At 69.4% G+C, this 17,683-nt stretch carries 18 protein-coding genes and 1 tRNA gene; 6 read left to right on the top strand and 13 right to left on the bottom strand.

What is annotated here, in order from left to right; genetic code table 11:
• Positions 1–124: 124 nt before the first annotated feature.
• The 5 genes from F3H10_RS00935 to gcvH all read right to left on the bottom strand — a co-directional run bounded on the left by F3H10_RS00935 (position 125) and on the right by gcvH (position 4,623).
• Complete coding sequence (locus F3H10_RS00935) at positions 125–634, bottom strand: metallophosphoesterase (RefSeq protein WP_149782981.1); 510 nt, start codon at positions 632–634, stop codon at positions 125–127.
• 87 nt (positions 635–721) lie between these two features.
• A complete protein-coding gene (locus F3H10_RS00930; protein ID WP_149782980.1) occupies positions 722–1,123 on the bottom strand; it encodes a hypothetical protein in 402 nt (133 codons plus the stop codon).
• A gap of 144 nt (positions 1,124–1,267) precedes the next feature.
• Entirely contained in the window at positions 1,268–2,698 is a 1,431-nt protein-coding gene (gcvPB, locus tag F3H10_RS00925; protein ID WP_149782979.1) for an aminomethyl-transferring glycine dehydrogenase subunit GcvPB, read from the bottom strand.
• A gap of 1 nt (position 2,699) precedes the next feature.
• Entirely contained in the window at positions 2,700–4,019 is a 1,320-nt protein-coding gene (gene gcvPA / locus F3H10_RS00920) for an aminomethyl-transferring glycine dehydrogenase subunit GcvPA (RefSeq protein ID WP_149782978.1), read from the bottom strand.
• Positions 4,020–4,239: 220 nt separating this feature from the next.
• A complete protein-coding gene (gene gcvH, locus F3H10_RS00915; RefSeq protein ID WP_149783175.1) occupies positions 4,240–4,623 on the bottom strand; it encodes a glycine cleavage system protein GcvH in 384 nt (127 codons plus the stop codon).
• A 203-nt stretch (positions 4,624–4,826) separates the two neighbouring features.
• Between gcvH and tmk the strand changes: the two genes are divergently transcribed.
• Complete coding sequence (gene tmk, locus F3H10_RS00910) at positions 4,827–5,426, top strand: dTMP kinase (protein WP_149782977.1); 600 nt, start codon at positions 4,827–4,829, stop codon at positions 5,424–5,426.
• Between the two features lie 139 nt (positions 5,427–5,565).
• On the opposite strand, the gene F3H10_RS00905 is transcribed toward tmk, so the two are convergent.
• Both F3H10_RS00905 and F3H10_RS00900 read right to left on the bottom strand, forming a co-directional pair.
• Positions 5,566–5,886: a hypothetical protein gene (locus F3H10_RS00905; RefSeq protein ID WP_149782976.1), complete on the bottom strand. Its 321-nt coding sequence runs from the start codon at positions 5,884–5,886 to the stop codon at positions 5,566–5,568.
• A gap of 82 nt (positions 5,887–5,968) precedes the next feature.
• Positions 5,969–6,553, bottom strand: a complete 585-nt coding sequence (locus F3H10_RS00900; RefSeq protein ID WP_394349698.1) for a DUF5813 family protein — start codon at positions 6,551–6,553, stop codon at positions 5,969–5,971.
• Between the two features lie 126 nt (positions 6,554–6,679).
• Here F3H10_RS00900 and F3H10_RS00895 point away from each other — a divergent pair, with 126 nt between their 5' ends.
• A complete protein-coding gene (locus F3H10_RS00895; RefSeq protein WP_149782975.1) occupies positions 6,680–7,996 on the top strand; it encodes a carboxylate--amine ligase in 1,317 nt (438 codons plus the stop codon).
• Between the two features lie 31 nt (positions 7,997–8,027).
• On the opposite strand, the gene F3H10_RS00890 is transcribed toward F3H10_RS00895, so the two are convergent.
• Together F3H10_RS00890 and F3H10_RS00885 are read right to left on the bottom strand one after the other, a co-directional pair.
• A complete protein-coding gene (locus F3H10_RS00890; protein WP_149782974.1) occupies positions 8,028–9,023 on the bottom strand; it encodes an LLM class flavin-dependent oxidoreductase in 996 nt (331 codons plus the stop codon).
• Complete coding sequence (locus tag F3H10_RS00885) at positions 9,020–10,153, bottom strand: acyl-CoA dehydrogenase family protein (RefSeq protein ID WP_188127834.1); 1,134 nt, start codon at positions 10,151–10,153, stop codon at positions 9,020–9,022. The genes F3H10_RS00890 and F3H10_RS00885 overlap by 4 nt, the downstream gene beginning before the upstream one ends.
• A 159-nt stretch (positions 10,154–10,312) precedes the next feature.
• Here F3H10_RS00885 and F3H10_RS00880 point away from each other — a divergent pair, with 159 nt between their 5' ends.
• Positions 10,313–11,821 (top strand): class I adenylate-forming enzyme family protein, encoded by a 1,509-nt coding sequence (locus F3H10_RS00880; RefSeq protein WP_149782972.1) that lies wholly within the window; start codon positions 10,313–10,315, stop codon positions 11,819–11,821.
• 249 nt (positions 11,822–12,070) lie between these two features.
• On the opposite strand, the gene F3H10_RS00875 is transcribed toward F3H10_RS00880, so the two are convergent.
• A tRNA-Ile gene (locus tag F3H10_RS00875) sits at positions 12,071–12,144 on the bottom strand.
• Between the two features lie 113 nt (positions 12,145–12,257).
• Positions 12,258–12,914: an FxsA family protein gene (locus F3H10_RS00870; protein WP_149782971.1), complete on the bottom strand. Its 657-nt coding sequence runs from the start codon at positions 12,912–12,914 to the stop codon at positions 12,258–12,260.
• A gap of 116 nt (positions 12,915–13,030) precedes the next feature.
• On the opposite strand from F3H10_RS00870, the gene F3H10_RS00865 reads away from it, so the two are divergent.
• Positions 13,031–13,738, top strand: coding sequence for a DUF1405 domain-containing protein (locus F3H10_RS00865; protein WP_149782970.1), 708 nt, complete (start codon positions 13,031–13,033; stop codon positions 13,736–13,738).
• A gap of 67 nt (positions 13,739–13,805) precedes the next feature.
• Entirely contained in the window at positions 13,806–14,852 is a 1,047-nt protein-coding gene (locus tag F3H10_RS00860; protein WP_149782969.1) for a hypothetical protein, read from the top strand.
• 337 nt (positions 14,853–15,189) lie between these two features.
• Here F3H10_RS00860 and engB read toward each other — a convergent pair whose 3' ends face one another.
• Complete coding sequence (gene engB / locus F3H10_RS00855) at positions 15,190–15,810, bottom strand: GTP-binding protein EngB (protein WP_149782968.1); 621 nt, start codon at positions 15,808–15,810, stop codon at positions 15,190–15,192.
• Between the two features lie 89 nt (positions 15,811–15,899).
• A complete protein-coding gene (locus F3H10_RS00850; protein WP_149782967.1) occupies positions 15,900–16,619 on the bottom strand; it encodes a DUF4013 domain-containing protein in 720 nt (239 codons plus the stop codon).
• Between the two features lie 211 nt (positions 16,620–16,830).
• Here F3H10_RS00850 and F3H10_RS00845 point away from each other — a divergent pair, with 211 nt between their 5' ends.
• Positions 16,831–17,601 carry a 5-formyltetrahydrofolate cyclo-ligase gene (locus F3H10_RS00845; protein ID WP_149782966.1) on the top strand — a complete coding sequence of 257 codons (771 nt, stop codon included), beginning with the start codon at positions 16,831–16,833 and terminating at the stop codon, positions 17,599–17,601.
• Positions 17,602–17,683 lie beyond the last annotated feature (82 nt).

The raw sequence follows: 17,683 nt of genomic DNA, 5'->3' as shown, positions 1-17,683 counted from the left end.
GCCCCGTTCGTCTCGAGTACGACCGTCGGTTCGGACATGTCACGACGCTCCCGGCGGAGCGACATAACCACTCGGGGAGGGGCCGCGGGATGCCGGCTCCCGACCGTCGGCTCGATCGTCCCACTCAGCGGTCCAGCCGGTGGTGCGTCACGGCCGCGACGCCCGACTCCGTCGTGTCGAGCGTCGCCACGTGGAAGTCGTCGTCCGCGCCCTTGACCGGGATCGGGAGTCCGCCGGGGTTCACCCGAACGGTGCCGTCGCGTTCCTCGACCCCGCGTCCGTGGGTGTGGCCGTGGAGGACGTAGTCGTAGTCGCCGCAATCGACGAGCGCGTCGACGACGACCCCGCTCGTTCCGTGAGCCACCGCGACGTCGACGGAGTCGAACGCGAGGGTTCCCGCCTCGCCGAGGTACGTCCCGAACGAGTTCACCGTGGACTCGACGGCCCACTCGCCGTCGTTGTTCCCGCGGACCGCGTAGAAGTCGAACCCGGCGTCGAAGGGGGTCACGGAGAAGGGGGCGACGAAGTCGCCGCAGTGGACGACCGCGTCGACGCCCCGCGACTCGAACAGGTCGACCGCCGCCTCGACGGCGGCGAGGTCGTCGTGCGTGTCGGAGACGATGCCGACGAGCATGGTCGGTGAGGTACGTGCGGGACGAGAAAAGTCCACCGGCGGTCCGGGACCGTCGTCACCGCTCGTTCCCACGCCTCGTTTCCGCCGTCAGAACTGGCTTCGCGCTCGGCGACGCCGCCGGAACTCGCGGAGCGCCGCGAGGGCGTACGCGACTCCGATCGCTTTGAGGATCCGCGTGGACCGATCGGCCCACCGGACCTCCTCCGAGCGTTCATAGAGGAACCGGGCGGCGAACTCGCGATACGCCTCCGGGAACGCGAACACGACGACGCCGAAGACGCCCGTGAGGTTCAACAGCCACGCGTAGGTACGACCACCGAGCAGCGCGACGGCGACCGCGAGGACCCCCTCGGCGCGAACCGCGGATCCGACCCACGGCCTGGTGTCGGCGCCGTCCTCCTCGATCGCGACGGTCTCGAAGGCGTCGACCATGCGGTCCGGGAACAGCGCGGTGAGGGCTCCGACGAACCCGAGGATCGCTCGTATCATGTGTCGTCGTAGGGTCCGGCGGGAGATAAGGACTGGCGACCGTTCCCGTCCGGCGGGAGGATCACGCTCGATCGCCGGGAGCGGTCGGCGGTCGCCGGATCGCCGCCGGGACGTGTCCGGGTCGCCTCCGGGCCGTTATCGACCCTACTCCCCGTCGAGCGCCTGCCAGGAGAGCCGCGGGTTGCGGGCGGCCCCGACCTGATCGATCCGCGCCGCGGCGGTCCGGTTCGGCGCGGTCTCGAGCGCCTCGTCGACGTCGGCGTACGCGAGGTCGAACGCCTCCGCGAGGTCGTCGAGCGACGACTTCCCTTCGATCTCGGTCGGCTCGGTCAACATCGCCTCCGGCACCATCTCGGGCCACTTCGTCGTCGGCGGGTGGACGCCGAAGTCCAGCATGCGCTTCGCGACGTCGGCCGCGTCGCGGTCGCCGGCGGTCGCCGCGAACTCGTGGTGGAACGGCCCGTAGGGGACCTCGAGGTCGATCCGCTCGGCGAGGTAGTTCGCGTTGAGCACGGCCTTGGCCGCGGCGTCCGCGAGCCCCTCGTCGCCGAGGCGAGCGATGTAGGCGTACGTCTTGATCAACACGAGCCAGTTGCCCTCGAAGCCGTGGACCTGCCCGATCGTCCCGCCGGGCTCGAAGCGCTCGTAGCCGCTTCCGTCCTCCGTCTCGCGGACCCGGGGGCTCGGGAGGAACTCGGCCAGCTCCTCCGTGACGCCCACCGGTCCCGCGCCGGGGCCGCCGCCGCCGTGGGGCGTCGCGAACGTCTTGTGGACGTTGTAGTGCATCACGTCGAACCCCATGTCGCCCGGCCGACCGCGACCGAGCAGGGCGTTGAGGTTCGCCCCGTCGTAGTAGAGCAGGCCGCCGGCGTCGTGGACGATCTCGGCGATCTCGGTGATGTCGCGCTCGAAGAGCCCGACCGTGTTCGGGTTGGTCAACATGAGCGCCGCGGTGTCGTCGCCGACGGCGGCCTCGAGCGCCTCCAGGTCGACGCGCCCGTCCTCGCCGGAGGGCAACTCGACCACGTCGTAGCCGGCGGTCGCGGCGGTCGCGAAGTTGGTCCCGTGTGCGGACGCCGGGATCACCACCTCCGAGCGGTCGTTCCCGTGGTGCTCGTGGTACGCCTTCGCGATCAGGATGCCCGTGAACTCGCCGGCCGCGCCCGCGGGCGGCTGGAGCGTAACGGCGTCCATCCCGCCGACGTCCGCGAGGAACTCCTGAAGCCGGTACTGGAGCTCGAGGTTCCCCTGGATCGAGCGGTCCGGTCGGTCCGGGTGGACCGCCGCGTTCGGGTCGGCGGCGACGTCCTCGGTGAACTTCGGGTTGTACTTCATCGTACAGCTCCCGAGCGGATACGGCCCCGAGTCGATCGCCCAGTTCATCTGCGAGAGCCGGGTGTAGTGGCGGGCGATCTCCGGCTCCGAGGGGGCGGGCAGCGTGAGTTCCTCGCGGGTCAACTCGTCCGGCAGGGGCGAGTCGTCCCGCACGTCGACGGTCTCCTCGCCCTTCTCGGAGAGCAGGGGTTCGTGGACCGGCTCGTCCTCGCGCGCGTAGTCCGCCTGGTCGTGGATCACGTCAGATCACCTCCTCGATCGCGGCGACGAGGTCGTCCGTCCGCCCGACGGTGAGGTCGGTCACGCACACCTGAAGCAGGTGCTCGTCGACGACGTGGACGAGGAACCCGACGCTCGCGAGGTCGTCGGCAACCGCGGCGGCGGGCTGGTCGGTCCGCACCGTGAACTCCCGGAAGTGATGGCGGTCGTGGACGGGCGCGGTCGCGCCCGAGACGTCGTCGACGCGGTCGGCGAGCGCGGCGGCCTCGCGCACGCAGTCGTTCGCGAGGTCGACGAGCCCGTCCGGTCCGAGCCACGCGGCGTGGATCGCCGCGCGCAGCGCGACCCACGCCTGGTTCGTACAGATGTTCGAGGTCGCCCGCTCCTTGCGGATGTGCTGTTCGCGGGTCTGGAGCGTGAGCGTGAACGCCCGGTCCCCCTCGGCGTCCTCGCTCGCGCCGACGAGCCGGCCGGGCACCTGTCGGAGGTGCTCCTCGCGACAGGCGAAGATCCCGAGTCCCATGCCGTAGGCGGTCGGGAGGCCGAGCGCCCCGGCTTCGCCGACGACGACGTCGGCCCCGACGTTCGCCGGCTCCTCGAGGACCGACAGCGCGACGACATCCGAGCCGAGCGTGAACAGCGCGTCGTTCTCGGCCGCGACCTCGCCGATCGCGGCGAGGTTCTCCTCGATACAGCCGCGGAGGGTGGGGTTCTCCGCGTACACCATCACGACGTCGTCGTCGACGCGGTCGGCGAGGGCGTCGACGTCGGCGATCCCGTCGTCCATCGGGTACGACTCGACGGTCAGGTCCGCGCCCGCACAGTAGTTCTCGAGGACCGCCCGCTTCCCCTCCCGGAGGTGTTCGGGGACGAGGACGACGTCGCCGTCGGTCGAGCGCGTGCGGTCCGCGAGCGTCGCGGCCTCCGCCAGCGCGGTGGCGGCGTCGTACATCGAGCAGTTCGCGACCGGGAGGCCCGTCAGTTCCACGAGCATCGACTGGTACTCGAAGAGCGCTTGGAGGAACCCCTGTGAGACCTCCGGCTGGTACTGCGTGTAGCTCGTGAGGAACTCCGCGCGGTCGGCGAGGTGGTCCACCACGCTCGGTACGTAGTGGCCGTAGTGGCCGCGGCCGAGGAACTCGGTCGCGTCGTCGTTGCGGCCGAAGATCCGGGCGCACTCGTCGCGGATGCCGCGTTCGGTCCGGGCGTCGATCCCGAACTCGCCGTCGAAGGCGACGTCGTCCGGGATGTCGAACAGGTCCGCCTCCTCGTCGACGCCGATCGTCTCCAGCATCGCCGCGGTCTCGGCGTCGGTGTGTGGCGCGTACGGGCTCCCGCTCATCTGTGCCCCGCGTCGGCGTCGACCGTGGCGTTCGGTCGGGAGCGCTCGTCCGGCTCCGTTCGTCCGGTCGGTTCGGATGGGCGGGTCGATACGTATCGTCCGGTCGGTTCGGATGGGCGGGTCGATACGTATCGTCCGGTCGGTTCGGATCGTCCGGTCGGTTCCGGCTGGGGTTGGTGTCTCGTCATGTGGTGTCGGTTCGGTGTGTCGGGACGATGTCTCAGGCGATCTGGGCGTCGTACTCGTCGGCGTCGAGCAGCTCCTCGTATCCGACGCCGTCGCTCGGGGCGATCTCGATCATCCAGCCGTCGCCGTAGGGGTCCTCGTTGACGAGCTCGGGTCGGTCGAAGAGCTCCTCGTTGACGGCGAGGACCTCGCCGGAGACGGGCGAATACACGTCCGAGACCGCCTTGATCGACTCGACCACGCCGAACTCCTCGCCGGCGGCGATCTCGTCGCCGGCGTCGGGCAGTTCGACGAAGACCACGTCGCCGAGCTCGTCCTGTGCGAAGTCGGAGATGCCGACGCGAACGCTCTCGTCGTCGACGGTGGTCCACTCGTGCGATTCCAGGTATCGTAGCTCGTCGGGAACTTCGAAGCTCATTGTGGGATCGATCGCGGCACACGCGGCCGTGACGGCGCTCGGATCGAGCGTCACGGGGCTCGGGTCGAACGCCGGTCGGTCGCGCGTGCTCCGCGATGCGCGTGCGTGGTCCTACCGAGGACGGGGAAATAAAAGGTGTGTTCCCGGCGGTCGATCGACCGGATCCCGACGGTTTATTCTCCCGGCGGGTCGGAGCGCGACTCATGCTGATCACGCTCGAGGGACTGGACGGGAGCGGGAAGACGACCGTGTGGGAGGCGTTACAGGACGTCCAACCGGACGCCGTCTTCACCCGCGAGCCGACCGACAGCTGGTACGGCGACGCGGTGTACCGCTCGATGGGGGACGCGGACGCCGATCCCCTCGCCGAGCTCTTCTTGTACACCGCCGACCACGCCGACCACCTCTCGGGGACGGTTCGGCCCGCGCTCGCCGAGGGGAACCTCGTGGTCTCGGACCGGTATTCCGACTCGCGGTTCGCCTATCAGGCCGCGACGCTCGCCGAGAGCGACCTCGAGATCGCCCGACCGATGGAGTACGTTCGCGGGATCCACAGCGCCTTCTCGCGTCCGCCGGACGCGACGATCTACCTCGACCTCGACGCGGCCACCGCCGCCGAGCGCGCGGGCCGCACGGACAAGTTCGAGCGGGACGGCTACCTCGCCGAGGTCCGAGCGAACTACGAGCGGCTGATCGACGCCGAGCCCGGCCGGTTCGTCCGAGTCGACGCCACGCAGGCCCCCGAGGACGTGATCGCCCGCGTCGAGGAGGTCGTCGCGTCCCTCCTCGCGGACGCTGAGTAGCGGTATCTGACTCCATGACACCCCCGTGGACGGACCCACGATATCCTCGCGAAACGGACCACGACTCCCACGCGGAAGCGGACCTCGACGCGTTCACGCGGCGGTGTGGAGGACCTCACCGCGTGTCAGGGGGGTCGTTTCACCGCGTGTCGGGGAGCTCGTACTCGTCGGGCGGCGGCACGTAGAGGTAGTCGATCGCGACGCCGAGGACGATCGGAAGGGCGACGAGCGCCGAGACGACGATCGTCGGGCTCACGAGGTCGACGCCCGCGCCGACCCCGATGCCGGTGAAGAACAGCGTCGAGACGAAAAGCAGCATCGGCGTCAACACGACCGTGTACACCACCCATCCCCACGAGGTGGCCAGCCGCAGCCTGAAGAATCGGGTCGTCACGCCGGCCACGAGCGTGTGGAATGCGACGAGCGCGACGAGGCTCGCGAATCCGAAGAGCGCGATCATACCCGCACTACGGCCCCCCGGCTTTTGCCCCTATCGCCGCGTGTCGAGTCCCGGTTCGTCCCGCCGACCGTCCCCTCACGGGTCAGAAGCCCTCGGATCCGCCGCCCTGCCGTCTGGCCGACGAGATGATCCCCTCGACGGGCTCCGTGTACTCGTACCCGGGGATCACGCCCTGGACGTAGGTCCCCTCGACGAAGTCGACCAGCGCGCCCGCGTCGTCGACGCCGCGGCGCTCGTTGATGTCGGTCAGCTCGAACCGCACGACGATCTCCCGGTCGTCCCGTTCGACCCGCGGGTCGAACGCGTGGTTCCCGCGGGTGAGACCGCCGACGTCGACCACGCGGCGCTCGAAGGTCTCGTACCACCCCGTCTCGACCACGTCCGCCACGTCGTCGACGGTCACGGCCGACAGCGGCGGGACGTGGACCGTGACCGAAAAGCGGATCCGACCGTCCTCGGAGGCGGGTTCGGCCTCGACCTCGGCGTCGAAGGCGGTCGTCGTCGCGGTCCAGACGCCGTCGCCGGCCGGTTCGAACGAGCCGTGGTCCCGGAACGCCCGGCGGACGCGGCCCGGAAGGTCGCCTCCGGTCCCGGCGTCGCGTTCGCCGGTGCCGTGCTCGTCCATGCCACGCTCGTTCGCGTCGCCCTCGCGGTCGCTCTCGCGCATGTCCCGGATTCGGTCCGCGTCCTCAAAAGGGCCGCGTCGGCGGCGTGACGGCTGCCGGTCGTCACCGATGGGGGCACGTCGGACCGGTACTGGTGTGCCTTTGTATCCGGACGCGCGAGGAGCCGTATGGCAGACCGCTTCCGCTCGACCGAGGGGCTGATCGACGCGCTCGCGGACGCGTCGTTCGACCGGCCGCCAGCGCTCGTCAGCAACGCACACGTCACCGGGCTCGGCGTCGCCCGCGCGCTCGACGCCCACGGCGTGCCCGTGATCGCGCTCGACCGTGCGGCCGGCGACGGAACGGAGCCGGTCACCCACGACGGGCTCGCGCCCCCGTCCGAGGCCGTCGACTTCGCCGGCGCGGTCACCTACCCGCTCGAGGACCTCGATGGCTTCCGCGAGGACGTGGAGGCGATAGTCGACGCCGCCGGCACCGAGGCGGTCGCGTTCGGCTGTATGGACGAGTGGGCGCTCGCGTACGCCGAGGCCGACCCCGACGGGGTCCGGCTCCCCTACTCGGGGATCGACACGATAGACGACGTGTTGAACAAGTCGCGGCTGTACGCGACCTGCGAGGACCTCGGGATCCCCTACCCGGAGACGCATCGTCTCGGGGGCGGAGCCGACGGAGACGCCGGCGATACCGGCGGGATCGACGAGGACGCCCTCGATGCGGCGGCCGACGCGCTCGGCTTCCCGCTCGTGGTGAAACCCGCCCGCAAACGCGAGTTCGAGGAGGCGTTCGGCACGAACGTGCTGACCGTCGCCGACCGCGAGGAGTTCGAGGAGGTCGTCGCCGCCGCGGCCGCGGAGGGCGTCGAGGTGATGGCGCAGAAACGCGTCGACGTCGCAACCGGGAGGGACCACTCGCTGGCGTCGTACGTCCCGCCCTCCGGCGTCGACGACGCGCTCGCGGTCGTCGGCAACGCCGCGGTTCGGTACCCGCTGCAGTTCGGGACCTCCTGTCTCGTCGAGACGGCGGACGAGCCCGCGATCGAGGAGCGCGCGCTCGCCGTGCTCGACGACGCCGGCTACCACGGGATCAGCGAGGCGGAGTTCGTCTACGACGACGAGCGCGAGGAGTTCCTGCTGCTCGACGTCAACACTCGGCCGTGGAAGTGGATCTCGCTGCCGGTCGCGGCCGGCGCGAACCTCCCGATGGCCGCGTACGCCTCCGTCACCGACGCGGAGTACGAGTCGAGCAGGGTGGACCCGACCGAGACGACCCGGTGGGTGTACCTGCGCGACTACCTCTCGCTTCTCGCCGGCGACGACGCCTTCTGGGACCTGCTTTCGGGCGACGACTGGCGGCGGCTCGTCTCCGGCTCCTTCGAGCGCGAGGGCACCCTCACGACCGGCGTCTACCGCCCGTCCGACCCGGGCCCGGCCGCGAAGCTGTTCGAGACGGAGTTCATCGACCGCGAGTACTACTGCTCCTGTTGAGGGGTGAGCCCGCGGAGTCGGCCGATCCGGCTCACTCCGTGAGCGATCCGAGGTGGTCGACCGTCTCGCGCATGAGGTCCGCGTCCGCACGCCGCGGGAAGTACAGCGAGAGCCCGTCGACGCCGAGGTCCTCGTAGGCCGCCAGACGCTCGGCCGCTCGTTCGGGCGTGCCGGCGACGGCCGCCGCGTCGACGACCGCGTCGGGGACTCGCTCGGTCGCGGCCTCCGAGCCCTCGTTTCGCCAGGCGTCTCGGATCGCGTCGGCCTCGTCGTCGTATCCGGCTTCCGAGAGCATCCGGTGGTAGAACGACCCCATCGTGCCGACGTAGAACGCGATGTGGTGTCGAACCATGTCGCGAGCGGCTTGCCCGTCCTCCGCCACCGCCGCGACGGTGTTCGGGACGACGGCCAGCTCGTCCGGGTCGCGTCCCCGTCCCTCCGCACTGTCGCGGAACTCCTCGTAGAGCTCCTCGAACCGCCCCTCGGGCATGAACACGGGCATCCAACCGTCGGCCTCGGCGCCGGCCATCCGAACGTTCGTCTCCCCGAGCGCGCCGACGTAGACGGGGACGTCGCCCGGCGGGTCCACCCTGAGCCGGAAGCCCGAGAGGTCGAAGTCCGTACCGTCGTGGTCCACGACCTCGCCGGAAAGGACCCGCTTTACGATCCGAACGGTCTCCGCCGTCCGGCCGACGGGACGGTCGAACCCGACGCCGTGCCAGTTCTCGATGACGGCGGGACCGCTGACGCCGATCCCGAGGAGGAACCGGCCGTCCGTAGCACGAGCGGCCGTCGCGGCGGCCTGTCCCAGCAACGCGGGTGATCGCGAGTAGACCGGGACGATGCCCGTTCCGAGCGTGACGGTCTCGGTCACCTGTGCGAGTTCTCCGAGCAACGTGAACGCCTCCCAGCCCCAGGTCTCGCCGAGCAAAACGGTCTCGAGTTCGGCCCGTTCGGCGCGACGGGCGAGGTCGAGCGTCAGGTCGTGATCGATGTCGCTGACGTTGATTCCGACGTTCATCGTCATAGCGCCCCCTCCGCGATCACCTCTCGCAGTATCTCGTTGGTTCCCTCGTATATCTGTGGGACCTTCGAGAAGCGGAAGAACGTCTCGACGCGGTACTCGTCGAAGACGCCGTACCCGCCGTGTAGTTGGACGGCCTCGCTCGCGACGTCCTCCAGAAGCGTGGTTGCGAGCAGCTTCGCCTTCGCCGACCGGTCGGAGTCGACCTCCCCTTCGCGCTCGAGGTCACGCCCGACCTCGTAGACGAGCGCCCGACCGGCGTCCAGTCGCGTCTCCAAGTCCGCCACCCGGTGGCGAACGGCCTGCTTCTCGGCGACGGCGTCCCCGAACGCCTCCCGCTCCGTGACGTACTCGCGGAGCAGGTCCATCGCGCCGCGGGCGGCGCCGATCGACGCCGCCGCCACCTCCAGACGGGCCTCGTCGAGGAAGGCCATCGCCTGATAGAAGCCGTCGCCTTCCTCCCCGAGGCGGTCCTCGACGGGCACGCGTACGTCGTTCAGGAAGACTTGAGCGACGTCGGTCGGGGCCGGTCCGAGATACCCGTCCATCGACGTCCGGTCGACGCCCTCCCGGTCCGTCGGGACGACGAAGGCCGAGATACCGCGATGGAGTTCCTCCGGTTCGCTCGTGCGCGCGTACACGACGAGCGCGTCGGCGACGCTGCCGTTGCTGATGAACACTTTGTCGCCGTTCAGCAGGTACTCGTCGCCGTCGCGCTCGGCCGTCGTCCGGATGGTGGCGAAGTCGGAACCCGCTTCGGGTTCGGTCATCGCGACCCCCGTGACCGCCTCGCCTCGGGTGGCGGGTCGAACCCACTCCTCGACGTGTTCGTCGCGGCCGTACTCGACGAGCGGTTCACAACCGAACGTCGTCGACGTAACCGACTCGGCGATACCCGGGTCAGCCCGGTGGAGTTCCTCGTTGACCAGTAACGAGGCCACGACGTCGAGCTCCGCACCACCGACCGACTCGTCGAGTCGGGGGGCGAGCAGGTCCGCCTCGGCGGCGGTCTCGATCACGTCCCAGGGGTAGCGGCCCTCGCGTTCGTGCTCGACCGCAACCGGTTCGATCTCCTCGCGGCCGAACTCGCGCACGTGTCGTCTGATGAAGCGCTCCTCGTCGGTGAGTTCCATGCGAACCAGTATCAACGTTTTCTGGATATAACTACCGGCGGCGTCGACGCGGCGGTCCCCGGCCATCCGCGGCCGAGTCCTCGATCGATCCACCGTAACCCTTTTGTCTCGATGTGACACCGGTCCGCCTGTCATCGGATCCCGTGGACGACGTCGCCAATGAACTACCTCGACTATCTGGCATCGAACGAACGCGCGTTTCCCGATCGGGTCGCCGTCCGCGAGGGTGATGTAACGTGGACCTACGCGGAACTGCTCGAGGACGCCCGCTCGGCGGCCACCGTCCTCGGCGATGCCGGGGTCGACGCCGGTGATGCCGTCGTGGTGATGCTCCCGAACACCTACCACTTCGTTACGTCCACACTCGGGTCGCTCGCCCGGCGGGCGGTCGTCGTCCCCGTGAACACCCGTTTCCAGCGGCGAGAAGTCGTGTCACTGATAGATCAGGTCGAGCCGAGCGCCGCGATCGCGAGTGAGGCGACGCTACCGGTGGTCAACGACGCGCTCGACGAGAGCGACGCCACCGACGTCGCCGTCTTCGGCGTTCGCACCGACGACGCCCCGGACGACGTCGGACGGTGGGACGTCGCGGTCCGCACGACACGTCCCGCCGTCGCCGTCCCCGAGACGATGGGCGAGCGCGAGGCGTTCGTCCTCCATACGAGCGGAACGACCGGTCGTCCGAAGGGCGTGGTCCACACGCATGCCAACCTGATCGCCGTCAGCGACGCCTCCGTGGTCTCCTACGAGATGGAACCGGGGAGCGTCTTTCTCGCGGTCATGCCGCTGTACCACTGTACGGGTATCGGAACGATCCTGGGGCCGACCCTGAAGGTGGGCGGCGAACTGCTCCTGCGCGAGGAGTGGGACCCGGTGGCGGCGCTCGACGACGTGGAGGCCCACGGCGTGAACGTCTTCTCCGGCGTCCCGGCCATGTTCAAAGACTGGCTGGCCGTTGCGTCGGACCGCTCGGTCGACACCGACTCGGTGCGCACTGGCGTCATCGGCGGGGCGGGCGTGTCCGCCGACCTGATACGGCGTTCGGAGGCGTTCCTCGACGCCCCGGTCCTCAACGGCTGGGGCATGACCGAAACCTTCGCCGCCGGCCTCTGGGAGGACAGACGCGGGCCGCGGCGGCTCCCGAGCGTCGGCCGGACCTCCGGGCGGCTCATCGAGGCGAAGGTCGTCGACAGATCGACCGGCGGGGAGGTCCCGACGAACGAACCCGGCGAACTGCTGGTTCGCGGCGAAGCGTTGTTGACGGGCTATCTCGACCACGAGGCGGAGTGGACCGGCGAGTGGTTCCACACCGGCGACTACGCCCGCGTGGACGAGGACGGCTACGTCTACGTGCTCGACAGGGTCGACTACACGATCATCACCGGTGGCGAGAACGTCTACCCCCAGGAGGTCGAGGGCGTCATCGAGGAACTCGACGACGTCCGCGAGGCCGCCGTCGTCGGGAAACCCGACGGGTGGAAGGGAAGAAAGCCGGTGGCGTTCGTCGAACGTCACCCTCGATCCGATCTCACCGCCGAGGAGGTGAGAGACCACGTTCTCGCGGAGCTCGCGGCGTTCAAACATCCGCGGCAAGTGACCTTCGTCGACGCGCTCCCGCGGAACGCCACCGGAAAGCTCGACCGACAGACGTTGGAAGAACGGCTGTAACCTCTTCACGACGTGTGGAGCGATGAACGATCAGCTCGGCTACAACGAGAATGAAGGACAACCACGATTCAGGACGCGATGACGAGGGGAGCTAATGATAGATCTGTGATGTAGGGAGGGTGCGTGGAAACAATGGTCGAACTCTACGGCTACAGAGGGTTCTAACTATCGAGAGTTGGAACGGAATTAGGTGGCTGGGGAGTTCCCGGCCCCTAACACGCCACGGCCAAGGACCGTGGACGTTGTAGGTGGGCCAACACGGATTTGAACCGTGGACCTCCCGGTTATCAGCCGAGCGCTCAACCTGACTGAGCTATTGGCCCAGGTGAGCGCATCAGATGATTTCGTGGGTAGGATTTTAAGGGTTTCCTTTCAATAGCGCGCCGCCGTCACGCGGTTCCGGAGCGGATCGCGAGACCCGAACGGGTCCGAACCGTCACCCGGAGCGCTCCTCGCGTTCCGGATCCTCGTCCTCGACCGTGTACTCCACGTCGACGACGTCCTCGGAGTCGTCGTCGCCTGCGCGTCCTCCCGATCCGGAGCCACCGGAGCCGCCGACGCCGCCCGGGAAACCAGCGTCGTCGCCGTCGTCTCCGGGCGAGCCCGGAGACCCGCCGGGGAAATCCTCGGGGTCTCCGGAGAACCCGCCCCCGCTTCCGGAGGCGTCTCCCCCGGGGAAGCCGCCGATGTACACGTTCCCGGTGGCGAAGCCGCCGGTCTCGCTGTCGATGTACGGCACGACGACGTACTTCTTGACCGCCATGCGGATCGGGACTCGCGTGAGCGGCAGCGCGAGGAGGAACCCGAGCGCGTCGGTGACCAGCCCGGGCGTGAGCAGGAACGCGCCGGCGGCGATGAGGAGCCCGCCGTCGAGCAGCTCGTCCGTCGGCGGTTCCCCGCGAGCGAGCTTGCGTTGGACCCGCGCGAGCGTTGCCCGTCCCTCCGCGCGCAGGAGGAGCATCCCGAGGATCGCCGTCAACACGACGAGCCCGACGGTGACGACCCACCCGAGCCGCGTCGCCACGAAGACGAGGAACAACGCGTCGACGAGGGGGACGACGAGGAGCAACGCGAGCATCGTTCGCGGGCGCATGCCTTCGGGTTCCGGCCGGGCCCCCATAGCCCTTTTCGTCGCGGACGGTCCGCTTCGCTCCCACCGGTTCCGCCCGCGACCGCCACGGCTTTGAGCCGCGGGGTCGACTCCCGAACATGGACATCGACGGCGCGCTCGGACGCGACCCGCCCGAGCGCGGATCCACCGATGGCGACCGGCTTCCCCGATGGGTCGCGCCGTTGCCCGCGGCGCTGGAGGACGTCGCCTACCGGTTCGTCTGGGTCATCGTCGCGATCAACCTCCTCGGGACGGCCTTCGGCTTCTGGTACTACCGCTTCCAGTTCGCGCGGGTGCCCGTCGAGATGTGGATGTTCGTCCCCGACAGCCCGGGCGCGACGCTGCTCATCGCGCTCGCGCTCGCGTCGTGGGCGGTCGGGCGGGGAAGCGACACCCTCGCCGCGCTCGCCTTCTTCGGAAACATCAAACTCGGGCTGTGGACGCCGTACGTGCTCGTCGTCTTCTACCCCGAGTTCCTCGCGAACTCGGGCCCGGCGCTGTACGCGTTCCTGTTCGTGAGCCACCTCGGGATGGTGGTTCAGGCGTTCGTGCTCCACCGGATGACCGACTTCCCGGTGCGGGCGGTCGCGGTCGCGACCGCGTGGTACACCCTCGACCTGCTGATGGACTACTTCGTCCCGGTGATCGGCGAGGTCACCCACACGTCGCTGCCGTATTCGGACGCCCAACCCTGGTTCACGTCGACGGTCCTCCAGGTCGCCGCCGCGGGCGCGGTCGTGCTCACCGTCGTGCCGGTGTTTCTCGCGCTCGCGACCCGCGTCGAGACGCTGCGGACCCGAGCGTGAGTCCGGGGCTTCGGAAAGGTCTCGGCGACGACACCCGTTTAAGTCCCCGGCCGGCGTCGGACGACCCATGAGCGCGTACGAGCGGATCGCGGACCTCTCGGTCACGATCGAATCGGTCGGGAGACGACGGTACACCGCGGACACGACGAGCGGGTTCGAGCGGACGACGACCGAGTTCCGGCTCGCCGGCGACGGCCTCGTCGGCCGCGGCGAGGACGTCACCTACGACACGCCCGACCACGACGCGCTCGCCGGGACCGACCCGATCGACCTCGAGGGCGAGTGGACGATCGACGAGCTCTCGGCCGCGCTCGACGACGTCGACCTGTTCGCGGCGAAGCCGCCCGAACGGGAGACCTCCCGGCACTACCGCCGGTGGGCGCTCGAGAGCGCCGCGCTGGACCTGGGGCTCCGACAGGCCGACGCGAGCCTCGGGGAGTTCCTCGGGATCGAGCCCGAACCCGTCAGGTTCGTCGTCTCCACCCGGCTCGGCGACCCGCCCTCCGCCGATCGCGTCGATGAACTGCTCGCGCTCGACGACGACCTGGAGTTCAAACTCGACCCGACCCCCGACTGGCCCGACTCGATCTTCGAGCGGCTGCGCGAGACCGGCGCGGTCCGCATCGCCGACCTCAAGGGCTGGTACGAGGGGACCGACGTGGACGTCCCCGCCGATCCCGAGCTGTACCGCGACGTCCTCGCCGCCTTCCCGACGGCCGTCGTCGAGGACGCGGCGTTCACGACCGGGACCCGGCCCCTCCTCGAACCGCAGGCCGACCGGCTCTCCTTCGATTACCCGATCGACGGGGTCGACGCGCTCGAGTCGCTTCCCGTCGAGCCGGGATGGTGTAACGTCAAGCCCTCGCGGTTCGGAACGCTCGAGTCGCTCTTCGAGACGATCGCCTACTGTCGCGAGGAGGGGATCGAGCTGTACGGCGGCGGCCAGTTCGAACTGGCGAGCGGGCGGACCGCGATCCAGACGCTCGCGGCGCTGTTCTACCCGGACGGCCCCAACGACGTCGCGCCCGGCGCGTTCAACGACCCCGACGCGTCCCCGCCGTACCCGAGGAGCCCGCTCGAACCCGACGACGACGCGGTCGGCTTCGAGTTCTAATCCCACCGTACGGCGCGCCTCCGAGCGCCCGGCAGGGCGCGAGGAGCCCGCGAGGGACGCGGCGAACGAAGTGAGCCGCGAGGCTGGGGAGGCGTGAGGTGCGGTTGTGGTGCTGTGCGGGGCGGGGCGGAGCGGTGCGGGGGGGACTCAAAGGGGCAGTCGTGAGGACGAAGCCGGGCGACGTAAGCACCGCAGGGAGCGAGTGAAACGAGCGACTGAGGAGCGCACCGAGCCGCGCGAGTCCTCACGACTGGGGCTTTGGAGGTGTTCTCCGCGATCGTGATTCCCGCTTCGTATTGCCGATAGGCTGGGGTGTTGATGCCACTCTGTTTCCGATCTAGGAGACGAACTTCAACAGGTCGTCGCGGTTGTGCTCGTGGAACCGATCGCGCAGGCACTCCTCGAGCGCGTCGATGTCGCCGCGTTTCGCACAGATCGGCGCGACCGTGTCGGACCACTGCTGCCACGGCGGGTAGAGGCCGAGCCGGTCGCAGATCGCGTCGAGCCGTTCGTCGAGGTCGTCGATCTTGTCGGTCTTGTTCACCGCCACGATCGGGTCGACGCCGACGTCCTCGAGGAACGCGAACATCTCCACGTCGTGCGGGACGTTCCCGCGCTCGCGGTGGCGGTCGATGATGTCGACCGCGCTCTTCCCGTCGAGGACGACCACGCCCGCGAGGATATGCTCGGCGTTCTCCTCGACGTACCGGATCACGTCGGTCTTGATCTGTTCGCGCCGGTCCTCCTCGACGCCCGACATGAAGCCGAATCCGGGCAGGTCCGTGAACATGAACGACTCGCTCGTCCAGTCGAAGTGGTTCGGCTGGCGGGTGACGCCGGGTTTCCCCCCGACGGAGACGTCGTGACCCGTCAGCTCGCGCATCACCGTCGACTTGCCGACGTTCGATCGCCCCACGAGGACGACCTCCGCGTCGCGGTCCGGCCGGTCTTCGAACATACCGTGACTCGGCCCGCGAGCGGGTTAAATGGCGCGTCGCACGTTCGACGGCGTTCACGAGCGTGAGTCACGTCCGGTGACCGGTCAACTCAGTTCGCCGTCGGGTCGACGGGGTCCGCGGCTCCGGCGTCGTCGGACCCCGCGGAACCGGCGTCGAGCTCGTCGCTCTCGCTCGCGAACGCGGAGCCGAACATGCGGAACACCGCGACCTGTCCGTAGAACTGGAGGAAGGGGACGAGCAGCAGCCCGACGATCGTGACCGCGAGGACGCCGGTCGCGATCCAGAGGACGAACGTCACCACGAGCGGCATGAAGATCGCGACGAGGTACTCCGTGCTCAACAGGGTCGGCTTCAGGAGTTCGACGTCGAAGGCCGCGCCGATCTCGCCGCGGGCCGCGTAGGCCGTCAGCGCCGCGGGAACCGCGTAGTAGACGAGCAGCAACACCGGCAGGAACGCGAGCGCCATGAGCACGCCGAGCACGCCCACGAACGCGCCCGCGTCGCCGCCGATCGCCCCGCCGGCACCGACCACGACGAAGACGAGGATCAGGTACGCGAGCACCGGAACGAACGTGTACGCGACGGTGATGACGGTCCCGATGATCCCCTTCACGAGGAGGTCGCCCCACTCCTCGAACTCCGGCGGGTCCTCCGCCCCCTCGACGGTGGTCTCGAGGACCCGAACCAGGTATCCGAGGATGACGAACGCGGGGAGCAGGAGCACGGAGAGGAATCCCAACACGCCGCCGATGAGGATACGCCCTATCCAGTCGCCACGTACCGGGTACGAGAGTCCGTCTTCGAGCATGGGCGGACGATCCCACAGGAGGTATATAAATCTGCGTCGACGATCCGGATCGGCTCGTCCGGCGTGGCGACCAACCGATCGGAACCGGCGGGACGATCGGAATCGACGGGACGGTCCCGAACCGTTCCCACTCGAATCCCTCTTTCCCGAACTGCCACCTCCGAACCGCCACCCCCGAACCGCTTAATCGTCCGCCGTTCCCACGACGCGTATGGACAAACAGGAGGTCCGGCAGGCGGTGTGGGACGCCCTCGAGGACCGTGGAATCGCTCGATTCCCCTTCCCGCCGCACGACCGGATCCCCAACTTCGCGGGCGCGGACGAGGCCCGCGATCGGCTGACCGAGACTCCGGAGTGGGAGTCGGCGGAGACGGTGAAGGCCAACCCCGACGCCCCGCAACTGCCCGTCCGCCGGGCCGCGCTCCGCGCCGGCAAGACCGTCTACGTGGCCCAGCCACGGCTCCGGGACCCGGACCCGTTCCTCCGGCTCGATCCCGCCGAGATCGACGACGTCGACGCGGCCACGACCGTCTCGGGCATCTCCGAGCACGGCGTCCCGACCGCCCCCGAGGACGTCGCCGGGATCGACCTGATCGTCTCCGGCTCCGTCGCGGTGCGGACGGACGGGACCCGGATCGGCAAGGGCGAGGGATACAGCGACCTCGAGTGGGCGGTCCTCCGCGAACTCGACGCGGTCGACGACGGCACCACGGTGGCCACGACGGTCCACGAACTCCAGGTCGTCGACGAGACGGCATCGCCCGCAGACGACGAGGAACCGTCGCCGATCGAAGACGCCGAACGGCTCCCCGAACCCGACCGCCACGACGTGCCCCTCGATCTCGTCGTGACGCCCGAGCGCGCGATCCGAACGGGAAGTGACGCCGAGCGACCCGCGGGCGTCGACTGGGACGCGCTCGACGGGGAGAAACTGGCCGACATCCCCGTGTTGGCCGAGCGTGCGCCCGACACGGAGCGGTAAGCCCCGACGGGTCGGCGAGCCGCGGGTCGCGACTCCGAGCCCCTGATCCGGATCGCGCCGCCTCCTCCGTCATTGATTTGTC

The organism is Halorubrum aquaticum (assembly GCF_900113615.1).
GTDB lineage: Archaea > Halobacteriota > Halobacteria > Halobacteriales > Haloferacaceae > Halorubrum > Halorubrum aquaticum.
This window is presented reverse-complemented; position numbering and strand designations above follow the sequence as displayed.

Coding starts and splice junctions, on each gene's coding strand:
- F3H10_RS00895 (WP_149782975.1), top strand. CDS start 6,680: ATGGCAGACCGCTTCCGCTCGACCGAGGGGCTGATCGACGCGCTCGCG.
- F3H10_RS00860 (WP_149782969.1), top strand. CDS start 13,806: ATGAGCGCGTACGAGCGGATCGCGGACCTCTCGGTCACGATCGAATCG.
- F3H10_RS00865 (WP_149782970.1), top strand. CDS start 13,031: ATGGACATCGACGGCGCGCTCGGACGCGACCCGCCCGAGCGCGGATCC.
- F3H10_RS00880 (WP_149782972.1), top strand. CDS start 10,313: ATGAACTACCTCGACTATCTGGCATCGAACGAACGCGCGTTTCCCGAT.
- F3H10_RS00850 (WP_149782967.1), bottom strand. CDS start 16,619: ATGCTCGAAGACGGACTCTCGTACCCGGTACGTGGCGACTGGATAGGG.
- F3H10_RS00870 (WP_149782971.1), bottom strand. CDS start 12,914: ATGCGCCCGCGAACGATGCTCGCGTTGCTCCTCGTCGTCCCCCTCGTC.
- F3H10_RS00930 (WP_149782980.1), bottom strand. CDS start 1,123: ATGATACGAGCGATCCTCGGGTTCGTCGGAGCCCTCACCGCGCTGTTC.
- gcvH (WP_149783175.1), bottom strand. CDS start 4,623: ATGAGCTTCGAAGTTCCCGACGAGCTACGATACCTGGAATCGCACGAG.
- F3H10_RS00890 (WP_149782974.1), bottom strand. CDS start 9,023: ATGACGATGAACGTCGGAATCAACGTCAGCGACATCGATCACGACCTG.
- F3H10_RS00905 (WP_149782976.1), bottom strand. CDS start 5,886: ATGATCGCGCTCTTCGGATTCGCGAGCCTCGTCGCGCTCGTCGCATTC.
- tmk (WP_149782977.1), top strand. CDS start 4,827: ATGCTGATCACGCTCGAGGGACTGGACGGGAGCGGGAAGACGACCGTG.
- F3H10_RS00885 (WP_188127834.1), bottom strand. CDS start 10,153: ATGGAACTCACCGACGAGGAGCGCTTCATCAGACGACACGTGCGCGAG.
- engB (WP_149782968.1), bottom strand. CDS start 15,810: ATGTTCGAAGACCGGCCGGACCGCGACGCGGAGGTCGTCCTCGTGGGG.
- F3H10_RS00900 (WP_394349698.1), bottom strand. CDS start 6,553: ATGCGCGAGAGCGACCGCGAGGGCGACGCGAACGAGCGTGGCATGGAC.
- gcvPA (WP_149782978.1), bottom strand. CDS start 4,019: ATGAGCGGGAGCCCGTACGCGCCACACACCGACGCCGAGACCGCGGCG.
- F3H10_RS00845 (WP_149782966.1), top strand. CDS start 16,831: ATGGACAAACAGGAGGTCCGGCAGGCGGTGTGGGACGCCCTCGAGGAC.
- F3H10_RS00935 (WP_149782981.1), bottom strand. CDS start 634: ATGCTCGTCGGCATCGTCTCCGACACGCACGACGACCTCGCCGCCGTC.